Source organism: Microcoleus sp. Pol11C3 (assembly GCF_036701485.1).
Taxonomy (GTDB): Bacteria; Cyanobacteriota; Cyanobacteriia; order Cyanobacteriales; family Microcoleaceae; genus Microcoleus.
The window spans coordinates 17,786-33,744 of the sequence record NZ_JAUBQW010000067.1 but is presented as its reverse complement, the minus strand read 5'-3'; the positions used below and the strand labels follow the sequence as shown (position 1 = coordinate 33,744).

Annotated in this window: 18 protein-coding genes; 11 read left to right on the top strand and 7 right to left on the bottom strand. The window is 43.2% G+C overall.

Going from position 1 to position 15,959, the window contains the following annotated elements; all coding sequences use genetic code 11:
- A partial coding sequence (locus tag QUA40_RS16415; protein ID WP_333127615.1) for a CHASE3 domain-containing protein occupies positions 1–743 on the bottom strand: 743 nt, incomplete at its 3' end.
- A gap of 159 nt (positions 744–902) precedes the next feature.
- Positions 903–1,124, bottom strand: a complete 222-nt coding sequence (locus QUA40_RS16410; protein WP_333127613.1) for a hypothetical protein — start codon at positions 1,122–1,124, stop codon at positions 903–905.
- A 39-nt stretch (positions 1,125–1,163) separates the two neighbouring features.
- On the opposite strand from QUA40_RS16410, the gene QUA40_RS16405 reads away from it, so the two are divergent.
- The 4 genes from QUA40_RS16405 to QUA40_RS16390 all read left to right on the top strand — a co-directional run bounded on the left by QUA40_RS16405 (position 1,164) and on the right by QUA40_RS16390 (position 6,309).
- A complete protein-coding gene (locus QUA40_RS16405) occupies positions 1,164–2,186 on the top strand; it encodes a cysteine peptidase family C39 domain-containing protein (RefSeq protein ID WP_333127612.1) in 1,023 nt (340 codons plus the stop codon).
- Positions 2,187–2,313: 127 nt separating this feature from the next.
- The gene (locus tag QUA40_RS16400; protein WP_333127610.1) at positions 2,314–3,363 is read left to right on the top strand and encodes a caspase family protein; all 1,050 of its coding nucleotides are present in this window, start codon (positions 2,314–2,316) and stop codon (positions 3,361–3,363) included.
- Positions 3,364–3,487: 124 nt separating this feature from the next.
- Positions 3,488–4,021 carry a hypothetical protein gene (locus tag QUA40_RS16395; RefSeq protein WP_333127608.1) on the top strand — a complete coding sequence of 178 codons (534 nt, stop codon included), beginning with the start codon at positions 3,488–3,490 and terminating at the stop codon, positions 4,019–4,021.
- The gene (locus QUA40_RS16390; RefSeq protein WP_333127606.1) at positions 3,985–6,309 is read left to right on the top strand and encodes an SNF2-related protein; all 2,325 of its coding nucleotides are present in this window, start codon (positions 3,985–3,987) and stop codon (positions 6,307–6,309) included. The genes QUA40_RS16395 and QUA40_RS16390 overlap by 37 nt, the downstream gene beginning before the upstream one ends.
- 260 nt (positions 6,310–6,569) lie before the next feature.
- On the opposite strand, the gene QUA40_RS16385 is transcribed toward QUA40_RS16390, so the two are convergent.
- Together QUA40_RS16385 and QUA40_RS16380 are read right to left on the bottom strand one after the other, a co-directional pair.
- Entirely contained in the window at positions 6,570–6,716 is a 147-nt protein-coding gene (locus QUA40_RS16385; protein ID WP_333127604.1) for a hypothetical protein, read from the bottom strand.
- A 20-nt stretch (positions 6,717–6,736) separates the two neighbouring features.
- Positions 6,737–7,768, bottom strand: a complete 1,032-nt coding sequence (locus tag QUA40_RS16380) for an isochorismatase (RefSeq protein ID WP_333127602.1) — start codon at positions 7,766–7,768, stop codon at positions 6,737–6,739.
- Positions 7,769–7,845: 77 nt separating this feature from the next.
- On the opposite strand from QUA40_RS16380, the gene QUA40_RS16375 reads away from it, so the two are divergent.
- Together QUA40_RS16375 and QUA40_RS16370 are read left to right on the top strand one after the other, a co-directional pair.
- Positions 7,846–8,577 (top strand): TVP38/TMEM64 family protein, encoded by a 732-nt coding sequence (locus QUA40_RS16375; protein ID WP_333127600.1) that lies wholly within the window; start codon positions 7,846–7,848, stop codon positions 8,575–8,577.
- 16 nt (positions 8,578–8,593) lie between these two features.
- A complete protein-coding gene (locus tag QUA40_RS16370) occupies positions 8,594–10,129 on the top strand; it encodes a mercuric reductase (protein ID WP_333127598.1) in 1,536 nt (511 codons plus the stop codon).
- Between the two features lie 143 nt (positions 10,130–10,272).
- Here QUA40_RS16370 and QUA40_RS16365 read toward each other — a convergent pair whose 3' ends face one another.
- From QUA40_RS16365 to QUA40_RS16355, 3 genes are all read right to left on the bottom strand, one after another.
- The gene (locus QUA40_RS16365) at positions 10,273–10,863 is read right to left on the bottom strand and encodes a Uma2 family endonuclease (protein ID WP_333127596.1); all 591 of its coding nucleotides are present in this window, start codon (positions 10,861–10,863) and stop codon (positions 10,273–10,275) included.
- Positions 10,864–10,938: 75 nt separating this feature from the next.
- Positions 10,939–11,787: a phosphatase domain-containing protein gene (locus QUA40_RS16360; protein WP_333127594.1), complete on the bottom strand. Its 849-nt coding sequence runs from the start codon at positions 11,785–11,787 to the stop codon at positions 10,939–10,941.
- A 115-nt stretch (positions 11,788–11,902) separates the two neighbouring features.
- The gene (locus QUA40_RS16355) at positions 11,903–12,988 is read right to left on the bottom strand and encodes a T4 RnlA family RNA ligase (RefSeq protein WP_333127592.1); all 1,086 of its coding nucleotides are present in this window, start codon (positions 12,986–12,988) and stop codon (positions 11,903–11,905) included.
- 190 nt (positions 12,989–13,178) lie between these two features.
- Here QUA40_RS16355 and QUA40_RS16350 point away from each other — a divergent pair, with 190 nt between their 5' ends.
- The 5 genes from QUA40_RS16350 to QUA40_RS16330 all read left to right on the top strand — a co-directional run bounded on the left by QUA40_RS16350 (position 13,179) and on the right by QUA40_RS16330 (position 15,724).
- Positions 13,179–13,739 (top strand): hypothetical protein, encoded by a 561-nt coding sequence (locus tag QUA40_RS16350; protein ID WP_333127590.1) that lies wholly within the window; start codon positions 13,179–13,181, stop codon positions 13,737–13,739.
- Between the two features lie 144 nt (positions 13,740–13,883).
- Positions 13,884–14,912, top strand: a complete 1,029-nt coding sequence (locus QUA40_RS16345) for a hypothetical protein (RefSeq protein WP_333127588.1) — start codon at positions 13,884–13,886, stop codon at positions 14,910–14,912.
- A 142-nt stretch (positions 14,913–15,054) separates the two neighbouring features.
- Complete coding sequence (locus QUA40_RS16340) at positions 15,055–15,291, top strand: type II toxin-antitoxin system prevent-host-death family antitoxin (protein WP_333127586.1); 237 nt, start codon at positions 15,055–15,057, stop codon at positions 15,289–15,291.
- A complete protein-coding gene (locus tag QUA40_RS16335) occupies positions 15,288–15,530 on the top strand; it encodes a type II toxin-antitoxin system VapC family toxin (protein ID WP_333127585.1) in 243 nt (80 codons plus the stop codon). Before QUA40_RS16340 ends, QUA40_RS16335 begins: the two co-directional genes overlap by 4 nt.
- Before the next feature lie 53 nt (positions 15,531–15,583).
- Positions 15,584–15,724 carry a hypothetical protein gene (locus tag QUA40_RS16330; RefSeq protein ID WP_190739141.1) on the top strand — a complete coding sequence of 47 codons (141 nt, stop codon included), beginning with the start codon at positions 15,584–15,586 and terminating at the stop codon, positions 15,722–15,724.
- Positions 15,725–15,959 lie beyond the last annotated feature (235 nt).

Here is a 15,959-nt window from a genome sequence, read left to right as displayed (position 1 = left end):
TGATTTACAGAGCTAGATTGCTGCGTGGCTGTGCGTTCCTGCTGTTCAACTGCAGCAGCAATCTCTGTGGAAGAACTAACAATCATATTGACTGACTGATTCATTTTCTCTGCAATGTCCGAAGCAATCCACAGAGCGCTCGCAATTGCCGTAAGTGCAGCTAAAGCAGTGCTTAAAATCACCACTGTAGTCAGGAACTGCAAAGCTTGAATTTGCTCTTTTTCTTTGTTAATTAAAATACCCTGCTCGGTCTTTTGAAACTCCTTAGCTATAGCATCAACCTGACGAAGCTTTGGTACAACTTGTGTCTTCCACAACTTAATTCCATCGTCTCGCTTACCTCGATCGACCAAAGAAAAGGCTTGTCTATAGCCTTGGTCTATCTGATTTTGTAATACATTCATTTCATCTAGCCGCTGGAGCTGCTTCGGGGTTTGAACCCGCTTAAGTAAATCCTGAGAGAATTTATCGAAGCTCTTTACCCCTTCATTATATTCAGTTAAGAAAGCACTCTCTTGTGCCAAAAAATAGCCACGAGCAGATTTCTGCATACCGGAAAATCCCAGTTGAAGATTTTTAAGACTTATAACAATAGCATTAGAATTATTTAGCAATTTTGCTTTTTCTTCTACTTCTTTAGCATTAAAGAAAACCAAAGTAGCTGCTCCTACTGAAAGCAAAATCGGTATTGAATATCCCCACAGGATACGCTCTCTTAATTTGGTGGCTTTGAAGTTAATCATCTTAAACTTTTCCTATTATTACCAAAAAAATTACTTAATCGCCTTCAAATCAATGGAAACTCCATATCCGAGTAACATCCGGTTTCTCAGATTTAAGCTGGCAAACATAACAATATCTCCTTTTGGGTTAGGTAGCTGAATTATCTGATTGTCAACCATTTACTCAGACTCATCAAAAAAAATCTGGCAAAACTTAATATCCAACAAGCGATGCAGGTCGAAGTCTTTAGGATTGAGGGTTATTTTGCCTGCTTCGATTTTGGATAAATCCTGTTTATTCGATTGTAGCGGGGAATTGAGGAACGAAACCCAAACATCGTCAAATTCTCTCCCCCACTCGGACTCTCTCCCACTCTTGATTGGGGTGCAAGTCGATCGCATAAATGTTACAACCTAGTTAAGCGATCGAATTCTGAACTTATGGAAATATTTGTGACGCTGGTGCTGGGTTCGGTGCTGTTTGTCTGGGGAATGCGCTTCGGGCGGGTGTTAGTTCGATCGGGAGTGACGGCTAACGATCTGTTTAAGGGCAGAAATTCGATCGCCCTAGCTTTTTTGGGTTTTTATATTGCCTTGCTGCTACTGGCTCTAAATCTGCCTCAAATGCCAGCTTTGCCGATCGAGTGGCGCTTTCACGGAATGGCAGTTACTTGGACTTTGCTACGAGTGATGCTGATGGGAGTCTGCGGTATTGGCTTTAGTATAAGTTGGCTGACGGCGCGATCGCAAGTAATCGCAGTAATTTTAATTTGCTTGTTGGGATTGGGAGGATTTACAGGCGCTGAAAACTATTTTATGGCGCCCATTTACGCTGATTTAATAGATAATTTGCAGCCAAACGGTGTATTTCGGCAAACATCTAACAGCAGTTGCGCGCCGGCGGCGCTAGCAACAGTGTTAAGGCGTTGGGGAATGGATGCGACGGAATCGAGTGTAGCTAGGGAGGCCGGCACGAGTCGTTTGGGAACTTCCATGCCGCAGTTAATTGTAGCAGCAAGAGCTTTGGGAGTCAATGCGATCGAACTAGCGCCGACTTGGGAGCAAATTCAGCAAATTAATCGCCCCGGAGTGCTAGCAGTTTGGCTGTTTGACGGCCCTCGGAAGCTACCGCACGCGGTGGCTTTGCTGGGAATGAATGACAGTATTGCTGCAATTGCTGACCCTGCCAGGGGCAAGATTTTCTATTTAGATAGAGCAACTTTTGCCCAAATTTGGCGCGAGGAATACGTGCCGATTTTTCGTTCTGCGGATATCTTGTTAAGTGACAAACAAGCTATTGACTATTTGAGTAAATTAGGATATAATTCTGGTAATTTGCCAGCAGATATTGAGCGCTTTCAAACAGATAAAAAATTAAAAGTCAGCGGCAAGTTAGACCGGATGACTGAATTAATGTTGAGCGGCGATTTTTTGGAAGGTGTGCCGAGATTGGATGGGAAATAATGATTAGTATAAATAATAGCTCGCAGAGGAAATAGTGATTTTGTAGCGGCGAATATCTATGAATGCTAAAATAGCTAAAATTCTCTCAATGGTGCGTAAGTCCTACATAAGTTGACCAAAACAGAGCGTGACTAATCAAATCTTCTCCAACGGCTACGCATTGCTTGTGGGCATCGGTGTCGATCTACCCGTCACCGTCAAAGATGCTACTGCTATATATAATCTGCTGATTGACCCCAGTCACGCTGCTTACTCAACAGAACAAGTTGCCCTCCTCACCGAAACTTCTGCCACTCGGCAGCAAATTCTTGCTGCATTCGATCGGCTGATTGAACGAGTGAGTCAGAATCCGGAGGCGACTGTAATTGTGTATTACTCAGGTCATGGGGGTTCAATCAAGGGTTTAGATGGATCGTCTGAGTATTTTCTAGTACCCTATGACTTTAACAGGAGCCGAATAGCAGATACAGCTATATCAGGCAGAGAGTTTACTGAGAAGATTGAGGCGATTAAAGCTCGTAAGCTCGTTGTTCTCCTAGATTGCTGTCACGCTGGAGGTCTTCCTGCACTGAAGGAAGTTGATAAAAGTTTTACCAAGTCGCCAGTGCCACCTAACCTGTTGAATGTATTGGGATCGGGCAGTGGTAGGGTAGTAGTTGCTTCATCAAGAGAAAACGAGTATTCCTATACAGGTAATCCTTACAGTGCTTTTACTGCTTGTCTACTGGAAGCACTACAAGGCAAGGCAGCCGTCAATAAGGATGGTTATGCTCGCATCCTTGATGTCCTGATTTACCTATTTGACCAAGTACCTAAGCGAGCATCGGGTCCTCAACATCCCTTCGTTAATAAGGTTTTAGACTTAGGTGATAACTTTCCCCTCTGCTACTATGCAGGCGGCAGCAAGTTCCTACCAGGGGAATCGCCTTCCCCTGAGTCTACTCCTGCACCAACTAGCCTAACTTCTGGAAAGCGACGGCGGATGGAACAGAAACGGGATGCCTTGCAAGGCGAGTGGAACTTGCGGAGTGAGAAGGTAAAACGGATGCGGACGGACTTTGCGATCGAAACTGCGACAGCAATTAAGTTTCAACTGGAACAGCAGCTTTTGGATGAAGAGGCTAGATTAGCCCATTTAGGGGCTGAACTGGATGCTGTTGAGCAAGCACTCCTCTGAATCTGATGCTGAGGCAGCACCATCCAACTAATGTCTTCTGCCAAAAGCTCTACTCATGTGATTGTTATCACGGCTGTACAGAACAGCCCAAAGCTAGGCTGTCTATAATTTTTTTCAAAAAAATATGAACGATCTCAAAATTGCCTTTATTTCCAGTCATCGCTTTGAAGATGGTGCTGCGATTCGAGGTGCGGTACTTGTGGCTGACTATGATACAAAGCCACTGGAATTTCGCGTCACTGCACCAATTCGTCCCACTTTCTACCAGAAAACTTTGTATGGTGAACTTCTGGAGCTACATATTCTGGTAGAACTTATAGCACTTCCCTTGATAGTTGAACTCAAGGAAAAGCCCCAAATCATCCTAGTGCGCGATCCAATCTTTCTTGGGATTAACGACAAACAGATGGTTCCTACTATTTTAATTTTGAAAGAAGACGAGCCACTGTTTGGCAAAAACATTCCCACAGAACAATTGGATTCTGCAAATTCGGAGCATCCTTCTCTCATCTTGAAAACTTCCGAAAATTTTAGCAACGAACTAAACAGTGTACAACAACAACTACAGTCAATATATTCTCGTAGAAATATACTAGAGCCATTTTCACGTAATGACATAGCGTGTCAGGAAGTACATCAACAGAAGCTAGGGGATTAGGAAAAATGGGGCTGATACGCAATATTTCAAGACAAATAACCAAAGCAGCCTCTGGGGTTAGAACACCTGCTTGCTTTCTAATAAGAGAGTGGATAATGGAGCCTCCGGAAACTCGATCGCAAAGTTTTCGGATACCCATCCCACAGATTTCAGATAATCTCTGCCTTACCATTTCAAAAGTTAGAGTTTCTAAAAACCTTTTACCTGTAACCCCATCAGTCCATGAGATAATTGAGCCATTTCAGGTTCCTAGTAGCTTTGAGGTTTCTGATAGTTTATTTATCCCTCGCCCAAATACTTTTGATTGCACTGATTTATTTAGTGTTAAAAATTGGACATCTAAAAACTTAGTAGAGTTAATTCCTCGGCCCGACAGTTTTGAATATGATTACCCCATTGCTCAGACACCCATTTCAGAAAACTTATTTGAACCCCTTAAAGCAGAAAAGCCAAAAGGAAAAGCATTTGAAGACGAGACTCAACAGCTTAGAAGAAATCTGTCAAATCTTGGAGATGATGAAAAACTCCGTTTAATCGATCAGGCTCAGAAAGACTATTCTCTAACCAAACAAGTAGATGTTTGGGATTTATTAAAGCCTTTACTACAACCACCTTTATTATTTGATTTTCCTGATGAGCTTGATTTATATCAGCCTTTACGAGGATATCAACAGGAAGGAATTGGCTGGTTAGTGGCTAACTCATCAGCCTTACTTGCGGACGAAATGGGTACTGGTAAAACCGTCCAAACAGTAAATGCAATACGTGTTCTTTTCAGGAAAGGAAAAATTAAATCTGCATTAATTGTTTGTCCTCCTGCTGTAATTGGTAGCGTTGGGATAAGCATTGAAACTGAAAAACCCGAGGGATGGAGCGGACATTTCTACCTTTGGGCACCAGAACTATTAATAACGGTTATCAGAGGCAGTAGGGAACACCGTAAGTTAGCCTGGGAAACTCCAGTTCATGTGTATATTACAACCTATGATACTATTCCTAATGATTTATTAGAGGGTTTATTAACTGATTTAAATAAGTTTGATTGTGTTGCTTTAGATGAAGCGCAGAACGTAAAAAATAAAAATTCTGGTCGTTCTAAAGCAGTTCGTCAATTACAAGCCCAATATCGATGGGCATTAACGGGTACACCGATTGAAAATAGCATAGAAGATGTTAAATCACTTTTTGAATTTATTGAACCAGGTTTATTTAACTCAGGTATTAATTATTCAAATCAAGAAATCAAAGACACGATAAAGCCTTATATGCGTCGCCGATTAAAGCAGGAGGTTTTAAAGGATTTACCTGAGAAAACTTATCAAGAGAATTGGTTGGATTTAGATGACGAACAACGGAATGCTTACAATAATGCTCTGAATGCAGGTCGTCTAAGCATTAAGAATTCTCTGGGTAATGAAAGTCAAGTACAAACTCACATTTTTGCGCTTATAGGAAAGTTGAAGCAAATTTGTAATTTTGCTGAAGGGAAAGATGAAAGTCCAAAGACGGAACGATTACTTGAATATCTTGAAACAATAGTAGCCAACAATCAGAAGGTACTTATCTTTTCTCAGTATGTTCTAGAAGGAGTGGATAAACTGGCAAAATTATTAGGCAAGCAAGGGATTCGCTTTGTTTTGTATAAAGGCGGAATGTCTGAGCAGAAACGCAATCAGGTAATTAGTGATTTTCGCAGTAAGACAGATGTAAATGTTTTCCTGGCTACAATTAAGTCAGTTGGTTTCGGTGTGACTTTGACAGAAGCTTCCTATGTAATTCATTTCGATCATCCCTGGAATCCGGCACAAATGCAAAATGCTGAAGATCGAGCACACCGAATTGGACAAACAAAGCATCTGACAGTGTACAGTTTTTGGATGAAGGATACCATAGAGGAACGGATTAAGAAGAAGTTAACCGAGAAGCACCTGCTTGTCGAAAAGGTTATCAATCCTCTTGCTGTTGAGGCAGTTGAAAATCCTATAACTACCGAAGAATGGTTAGACATCTTAGGCATCGAGACTAAGCAGAAGACAAATCCTGAGCGAGTAAGTAAAGAAACTGTCACAGCAAGAAAACATCAGCGTATCCACCAACAACTCGATAGCCTCCAGAAGCAGTATGATTTGTTAAGCGAAAAGATAGCTGCTTTACGAGAACATTCAGCGATCGAATCCGACACTGCTCAAAAGTTTAAGCTAGAAAGACAAATTGAGAAAGCTGAATCAGAAAGAACGCAACTCGATCTGCAGATTCAGGATTTGGAGAACCAGCTTAAGGCTGACTAGAAATTATTGATTTAACTACATTTAATCAAAAAATCATGACTGAAGTTGGTGACGTGCCTTCGATGCTTGAAGCTTTTCCCAGGCTGCTTCCAACCCAGGTGGTGGTGGCTGGGTAGCAATGCGGGCGACGATCTCGCGATTTTGTTCTTCGTACTATTGCCGAAGTTCCTCAGTTTCCTTAAGAACAACTTGGTATTCAGCCTCAACTTCAGCCCAATTTGTATCTATGTAGGAGAGGGCTGCATTAATTTGATCCTCTGTCAAATCAAACAGATCTCGAATAAATTTAGGGGGATATTTGCGGTTACGTAGTCCATCACGTCGTAGAGAGTGATGCGCGTACCTGCGAGCGTCAATCCACGCTCTGTACGGATAATAGCCGGCGGCTTATTAGATACTAAGCTCATACTCACAGCCAGTTGCTAACTTATCTTGATTGTACCTCAAACTGAGTCGATTTAACCACATTCATTCCCGCCGCCGCAAATTTTTGATAAGCTGCATCTGCTTGTTCCGTAAAATCAACAACACCCGGAACAACCACAGGCGAAGTACAATCTTCCAGCAAATAAACCTTCTTTGCCAAATTTGGATCTCGCGCCAAAATTTCCGTTAACAAATCATCAATTGTCCAAGCAACGCAGTGACTTTTGGCTTGTCCGGCAATAATTACTGCATCAAAATCGAGCAATTTATCCATAAACTTAGCATTCTTTTCCGCAATCGGATTGCCGTCGAAGCCATCTAAAACTTCTGGCCGCAAAACAGAATAGTTTTCTGTCAGTGGATTACCGCCTTTAATTTCAAAAAGTGCTTGGCTGTTGCGGGCTATAGTATGAAAAAATACTGCTTCTTCCACCGCAGAAACCAGCGCGTGTCCGATGCCTCCTAACATTGAGTGATAGGGCCAAATTGTCAGGGGATATTTCCCATCGGCGCTGAGTTTTTTGACGTAGTGGCAAGCCTGTTTTTCCAGTGCTGAAAAATTAGCCCCGCTGATGCTGTGGGCGACGGCTGGATTGACTTTCCAAATGCCTTGCTGCACGTCTTCTAAAGTAATAGAAGTGGCGGCGGGTAGGGGGTGTTCGCCTGCTTCATTTATCCAAAAGATTGGATGAAAAATTTGCAGGGCGGTGTGGGTATCCATTGTGGGCGCAATGGTTGTAATTGCATTTAAATTGCGGTAAATAAATTCGCACAGCCGCAGGTTATCATCAACTGCACCGCTACCGGAACGCCCGCCAACAAATAGTTCAAATTCTGGCAAACAAAAGGTGTTTTGGGCATCGATTATCAGCAAACAAATGCGGTTTTTGTCGCTGGATGCTGGCTGGATGCTGTGCTGCTTTGCCCACTCTTTCGCTTGGGCGGCACGTTCTTGGTAGGGGACTCGCCATACTTCGCCTAATTTTTTGGGGTCAAAATATTCGGGGATTGGAAGTTGGGCTTTTGGTGTCATGACGATCGCTTGTAGGGTAGTTTACAGTAATAATTTAAGTTTGGAGTATAATGCTGATAAATATTTGCGGGTGAATCATGGCCAAAGAACGAATCCAAGATTATGCTAGGGTAAAATTTAAACGCATAGTGTTTTTTTTTTCGATCGCACTTTTGCTTGCTCTCTTAATTGTAGCAACTAGATCTGCCTACGTTCAAGATGTGTTGAGAACTCTGTTAATGCGGATCGAGGATTTAGGCTGGTGGGGGCCGGTGGCTTTTGTAGCTACTTATAACTTGGCTACTGTGCTGTTTGTACCGGGTTCGTTACTGACGCTGGGAGGGGGGGCGATTTTTGGTTTGTGGTGGGGTTCGGTTTACGTCTTTGTGGCGTCCATTTTAGGTGCTGTATTTGCTTTTGCGATCGGGCGCTATTTGTGCCGCGATCGCGTGGTAAAATATATGGAATCTCAACCCAAGTTTAAAGCTCTCGATCGCGCAGTTTCCCAACAAGGATTAAAAATAGTTTTTTTGACTCGTCTTTGTCCTTTATTTCCTTTCAATTTATTGAATTACGCTCTGGGAATTACTCAGGTTTCTTTGAAAGATTACGTGCTGGGTTCCTTTGGCATGATACCGGGTACAATTATGTACGTTTACTCGGGTTCTTTGGTGGGAGAGGTTGCTGCGATAGGCAGGGAAACTGTGTATGCAAGTCCTCAAGATTCCGCCGTAAAATGGTTGATTAATATTATCAGTTTTCTTGCTACTGTCGCGGTTACTGTCTTTATCACTCGGATAGCCAGCAAAGCTTTGGAAGAAAGTATTTAATTAGCAGGATTTGCCAATGTCGCAGTCAAAAGTCGATCGCGTAACTGTCCCCCCGATGGACGAACACAACCAGAAATTAGTCTCCTATTTGCATCCGCCCGATTGGGTAAATCCGCAGCCGGCTAGTTCTTATAATTTAGTAGTAATTGGTGCGGGACCCGCTGGATTAATTGTAGCGGCAGGTGCCGCAGGTTTGGGCGCGAAAGTTGCTTTGATTGAAAAACATTTGATGGGCGGCGACTGTTTGAATGTCGGTTGTGTGCCGTCAAAAGCGCTGATTCGATCGTCCCGCACTGTTGGCGACATCTGGGAAGCAAATAAATTTGGTGTTAATATTTCTGACAGTGTAGAAGTGGATTTTGCCGCTGTGATGGAACGGCTGCGCCGCATCAGGGCGGGAATCAGCGATGTTGATTCTGTTCAACGATATCAGGAGAAATTAGGAGTTGATGTTTTTCTGGGTTCTGGTCGTTTTACTAGCAATAATACAGTTGAAGTTGCCGGTCAAACTCTGCGCTTTAAAAAAGCAGTAATTGCCACAGGTGCAAGGGCGCTACAACCACAAATTCCCGGTTTACAAGAAGCGGGATATTTGACAAATGAAACTGTTTTTAACCTCACAGAAAGACCTCAGCGTTTGGCACTAATTGGCGCAGGGCCGATCGGCTGCGAATTGGCTCAAGCCTTTCGGCGACTGGGTTCGGAAGTCGTATTGCTGCACAAAAATTCTCAGATTTTAGACAAAGAAGATGCGGATGCTGCTAAAATCGTGCAGCAGGCTTTTCTACGGGAAGAAATTCAACTAATACTAGAATCCACAATAGAGCGCGTTGAGAAAACAAATGCAGGTAAAGTAATTTATTATAAATCTCAAGGTAAAGAAGCATCGGCAACAGTAGATGAAATTATTGTGAGTACAGGGCGATCGCCCAACGTCGAAGGATTGAATCTGGAGGCTGTAGGTGTCGATTATGATACACATACGGGCGTATTTGTCAACGACAATTTGCAAACTACTAATCCCCGCATTTATGCCGCTGGGGATATTTGCATGAAACATAAATTTACTCACGCTGCTGATTTTGCCGCGAGGATAGTGATTCAAAACACTCTATTTTTCGGGCGCAAAAAGCTCAGCGCTTTGACGATACCTTGGTGTACTTATACTGACCCGGAAATTGCGCGCGTCGGGTTGGGCGATCGCGAGGCTAAGGAAAAAGGCATTGATATCGATACATTTTTGATTCCTTTCAGTCAAGTCGATCGGGCAATTATTGACGGCGAAGAGGAAGGATTTGTGAAAATTCACGTCAAAAAAGGCAGCGATAAAATATTAGGTGCAACTATTGTAGCGCGACACGCTGGGGATATGATCAGCGAGATTACTTTGGCAATGGTTAACAATATTGGTTTGGGAAAGATTGCTAGCACAATTCACCCGTATCCGACACAAGCTGATGCAATTCGGAAAGCGGGAGATGCTTATAATCGCACTCGTTTGACTCCGTTTGTGAAAAATTTGTTTAACCGCTGGCTGGCTTGGACGCGATAAGTAAATAATTGTGGAACAGCCATCTTGCCTATTCCTTATCGGCTTTTATGGGCGGCGTCGAAGCCCACCACAAAATAAAATTTACTCTCTGTGGAACAGGCATCTTGCCTGTTCATAAAAAAGCTGCAAAATTCGGTGTGTTTTTATCCTTCTGTTTCTGTTTCTGTTTCAAATCCAACACCTTCATACAAAAGTGCGATCGGCAAATCAAACCCAATACTTGAGAGAGTGATAATCTCCCCAGCAGTGTAAGAATAGTACAGCCACATTCTGCCCTCTCCCCGACAGTAACGCTCAACAAAAATCTTTTGTGAATCAATTAAGATATACTCTTGCAAAGTCGGAATTTTTAGGTAAGAAGTAAATTTTTCATCCCTATCTTTAGCACTTGTACTGGGAGAAAGAACTTCCACAATGATTTTAGGATTCTGGATGAATGTGCGGGAATTGATGTCTTGAGGGTCGCAACTGACTATCACATCAGGGTAGTAGTAACGGCTTTGAAAACTGACTTGCAATTTCACATCTGACACGTTCATCCGACAGCCTATGGAACGCAGATGTGGGCGCAATGCAGTGTAAAAGTTGAGTGCAAGATCGTTATGGGGAATTGTACTGCCCGTCATGGCAAAAACTTCGCCGTTGACATATTCGTGGCGAATCTCTTGTTGAGCTTCCCATTCGAGATATTCCTCAACGGTCATTTTTTGGGGTGTTTGGGGAATGGCTATCATAACAAAATGTTTGTCAATGTTACTTTGATTATAGCATTAGGAGTTGGGAGGCCGCCCGCGCCAACAAACCCTGCCTTAAAAATCCCCTTCATCTACTTGGAATACCGTCAATCCCAAGCCTCTCCACATATCAACAACTTGCTGGCGATCGTCCAAAACAAACTTAATGTTATATTTTTCTGCAATATGCCGCCGATAGAACTCCTCTTTAATAATCGAATCCTTCCTCATATCTCCGGTTTTCCGCATATAAAGGTTGGCATAATTAACCTCGTACTGCTGCAACCATTTTTTAGTTTGAGGTTGACAGTCATCTGTGCGGCCCGACACTACAATAATATGGGCGCTGGACTGCCACTTGCGGACGGTATCTAAGACGGGCTGATTCGGTAAATCGCGATCGCACCTCGAAGCATCAAAAGGATTTCTGCCGTTGAGGAGTGCCAGCGTACCGTCCATATCAACAATAATTGCATCCGGCAAGTCCGGGTTATATTCCGGCGGCCCAACGGGAACCCGCACGTACTTATTGTACATCTTCACGATCACCTCTTTGCCCACCGAATTAAGCCTTTTCAAATCCCGTTTAATACATTCCTCAACGGGAACTTGCAGGAAAGAATCATTAACTTCGACAATGGCTTTACCTTTAACTAACTGTTTGATATGCTCGATGTGAGGACCGAAATTAGTATCATCAACAATGACGTGCTTGCCGCTTTCCAAAGCCATCAAAATAATCGTATCTCTCAACTGCACAATAAACTTTTCATTCGCCTGCGACCAATGAGAAGCGTGAGCCATTTCTCTGAGCAAATCTTTATTGCTACGCACCCACTTTGCAGGTTCCGACAGCAGCAATTCCCTAGAAAATTGAGATTTTCCCGAAGCAGGTAAACCAACAAGTACAATAACTCTTTTCATGGCAATTGGTAATGATAATGGATAATTGGTAATTGCTAATTGGCAACTTAATTCTTTAGTCCGCGTGGACTTTGTTTGTGTAGGAGCGGTTTCAACCGCCGATTCTCTGCGAACCTTACAAACCTAGATGGAGGTAATCTAAACCCAACAACTCCTCTATTTTATGAATCGTAACATCACGGAGAGCTTCTTTCACTCCCGCAACTCTTCGGGCCCGCAAAGAAAACAAAATCCCGGAATACGGCAAATGCTTCACAGCTAATGCAAAATCTTTCTGAACTTCGATATATTCGTGCTGTCGGTAAGCTTCCTCGATTTCTTGAACCAAAGATTGATATTTGTCCTTAACTTGTTGATACAACTCACTCCACTCAGGAAAATAAGCTAAAAACTCTTCTCCTTCATTAGTTAAAACAATTTCTATCATCCGGCGGGTCGAAAACCCTTCGCGGAGATGGGAAATCGCGACATATTGCGGAGACTTTACTTTAACTCGGTTGAAGTTAGCGTCGCAGATAATATACCCTTCCGAATCCATCGGATCTAAATGTTGAGCCGCTTCGATAACTTCTTTCCAGCTAGTTAAAGGATAGGAGGCGACCAATTCCCAGCCATATTTATTCGCCCAAACACTCGGATCTGTTTCTAGCAGCGTTTGAGTGTTGCGAACCCCGTGCAGCACGATTTGATTGTTTTTTGGCTGGACAACTATTCTATTGTAAAGCGTTATCAATTCAAAGATAAAACACTGGTCGGTTTCTTCGGGCAATTGATATCCCAATTCTTGCCAGACTTTCCAAAAAAGTTCGGCAAAGCTGAATCCAAAACCGTTAACTTCGCCGGCGGCGTCGGGAGTGCCGCTAGATTGCACTCTCCATTCTCCCTTGTAAAAATACAGTACAGTCAAAGAACCGTCTAGTTTTTCATAAACTTTGGTGTGACTCCAATCAATTCCAGCGGCGTGAATTTCTCCGTAATTAAAAAATTTGTCGTAGGGATAAGAAACTATCTGCCAATCTTGAGATGAATCTAAAATAATGCCTCGGCACTGCTGGACTATTTTTTCGCCCAGGGGAGATTCTATCTGCGAGTATTTCAGACAGACTAGATCAGGATATTGGCGGTGGCGGGTAACTTTGATATGATAAGTTTCGGACAAAGTTTCCACTCCGTGCTGGCGCAAATACTCTTGCAGTTCCACGATCGACTCCTAAATTGCTCGCCTTCTCTATATTATAGATAACTTCATATTTTGGCAACCTTGTCAAGAGAGTAAAAAAACATTTTTCCCGGAAAAGCGAGTGTTAATTTGGTATTTTGAATTGTGGTTGTACATAGGTGAATGCGGTTCGCCGCTCAACTCAACTCTTGGAATATTAAGGGAAAAGACCGTGAAGAAGAAATTATTACTTTTGGCTACTTCTGCTTGTGTATTGACTGCTTTAGTACCTCCCTCGGTTGTTTTTGGATCTTCGCAATTGTCGCAACGACAATCGGGAACAACACAAATTGCTCAAGGAGGCACTGCGTTTCCGGTAAATGAAATTTTGCCAAAGTTAAAAGGCAAAACGCAAGTGCCTATTTTTATTCCCAACAGGATTCCGGATTTGCCAAAAATGTACTATCCAACTACAGCAGAAGCAAACAGCTATAGTATTTCAATCGAGTATAAACCCGATTGTGGCGGTACGACTGTTTGCACTTTTGGGTCAATTCAAGGTCAAAAAGGCGGGGAGTTTACTACAAAACTAGAAGGGGTAACTAAGACGTTAAAAAATGTCAAGCTTGCGGGCGGAGTGAAAGGAGTTTTTCATAACGGTTGCGGGGCTTACTGCACAGCAACTCTTCAGTGGAAAACTCAGGGTTTTATGTATACCGTCGCCATTAAGAACGGACGAGAATCTGATTTAATTTTAATAGGAAATTCTGCTATTCAAGCTGGGAAGCGTTAATTTTTGTAGTCTTGGAGGCACAACTTCTATATGTAGGGTGCGTAAGGGCGCACCTTACCGTTATTGTATGATATATCTTAACTCGCACTCGCCCCTTACAAGATGCTATATTTTTGGCGCTTACCTACTTAGGGAGAAATCAGGATGAGGGGAAGATGGCTATTTGCGGCGATTTTTGCTGGTGTGGTGACTGCTTTTACGATTCCCTTCGGGATAGCTTCGCTTCACGCACTTTTGACACCAAACTCAGCGTTAGCAAGGACTGAACTCCCAATTACAGAAATCCGCTGGTTTAATTTTTCCCCTGAAGATAGCTGGCAACCGATACAATTTATTGTACCCGATCACAACACTGCAAAATCTGCCGGCAGCCGCAAGTTGCGGTTGTACGATGTTCATATTGCCAAGATGTTTGAGATTTCTCATTTTTTGTGCGATCGCGATCGACATTCTGAAGGTTACAATTGGTCTTATCAAGCAGAAAATGGCAGTATTGAGATGGGACGCTTCAAAATTAGCTGCAATCTCGCCCGTTCCATAGCCACAGCTTACGGCTTAGGCAAACCCGAAATTACAGTGATTCGCCGCAACTTTAACCTGAAAAACAGTCGCCCTTCTTTTGCGCTAGAAAAATACTCTATTCCCACTTTTAACATTGCTAAAAATAGAGTTATGCAGTGGAGGAATTTTGTCCAAAAGTTTCCCCCACTCCCCGATAACTCAGGTGCCAATCAAGCTAACAGTCGTTTTCCTGCCAGTGACATTTTTAGGCAAATCAAAGGCAAAACGCGAGTGCCTGTTTTTCTTCCGAGTAGACTTCCTTTATCTGACATTCAGCAACTTGATTTTGATGTGCAAGCGGGGGCCCACGGTTACATTGTGGGAATGTATTTAGGCAAAGGATGCCGCGCGGGAGCCTGTTATTTCGGCACAATCGAAGCTAAAAGAAATGAACCGTTTTCGCCTCCTTCGCGATTGCCACAGGATACTTACAGAAGCATTGAATTGGCGGGCGGAATCAGGGGAATTTATTTCAATAATTGCGGTCCTTACTGCACTGCTTTTGTTGAGTGGCAAAGGCTGGGGGTGCTGTACCGAGTCACAAGGAAAAACGCACGGCAGCAAGAAGTTGTCCAGATAGCAAATTCTGCACTTCAAGCAGGGCAACGTTAAATTTTGCTGGGAAATAAAAAGGGTACGCGCGAGCGAAGCTATCCCGAACGCGCGTGCGTTCGGTGAAGGGTAGGGAATCGACATTTTTCGCATTAAATATCCCGTTGCTGTACAATTAAAAAGTACCTAAAAAACTAATGAGATGCCTGCGATTAGCGTTGAAGAAGCCAAGCAGAGTCTGCAAGCTATCTTGGAAAAGGTGGCTTTGGGAGAAGAAGTGACGATCGTACAGGAAGGCCAAGTAGTAGCTCGCGTAGTCCCGCCGCTATCCAAGGAGCAGCGGTTAGCTAGGCGTAAAGCATTCCGAAACTCCATTAATGTCAAGGGCGAGCCAATGAGTGCAACAGTCATTAGGCTAAGGGAGGAAGCACGGTATTGATTTATATAGATACCAGCGTTCTTGTCCCCTTCTATTTACCAGAAGCTCTCAACGATGCTGTTGATGAATTACTGAGCATTGAAGACACACCCGCACTAAGTCAATTAGTTGAAGTGGAACTGTTTTCAGCAGTTGCCCGCAAATTGCGACTGAGGGAAATTTCTCCAGAAGAGGCAAGACAAATAGCGAACAATTTTCAAACTGACTTGGATGAAAATTTTTATACTCGCATCCCTTAGAGCCAATTCATTACAATTTAGCTCGCGATTGGATTAGCCGCTTTGAAGTACCGTTGCGTACCTTAGATGCACTGCATTTAGCAGTAGCAAGTTCTAATCAGTTGCTGTTGGTGACTGGCGATGAAGCTTTGGCTCGCAGTGCTCGGACTTTAGGAATTGAAGTTCAGTTATTGATTGCCGTAGCTGAGGGCTAAAAGGTAGATCGACCTTTTGTCAACGAAGCTGCTACAAATAAATACGATCGCCCTTTTTCCCTCGCCACTACATTTTTCTTTCCAAATCTCGCAACTTTTGAGCTAATTCTTTCTCGCTGCAGCTAAGCTAACTCCTCATGTCAACCAGCTTCATCCGGCTCTACCCTAGGTAGAGCGTACATCGCCGGCAGCCTTTGCTTCGCAATGTCGATCGGCTGGACTGCAAGGGACGCCC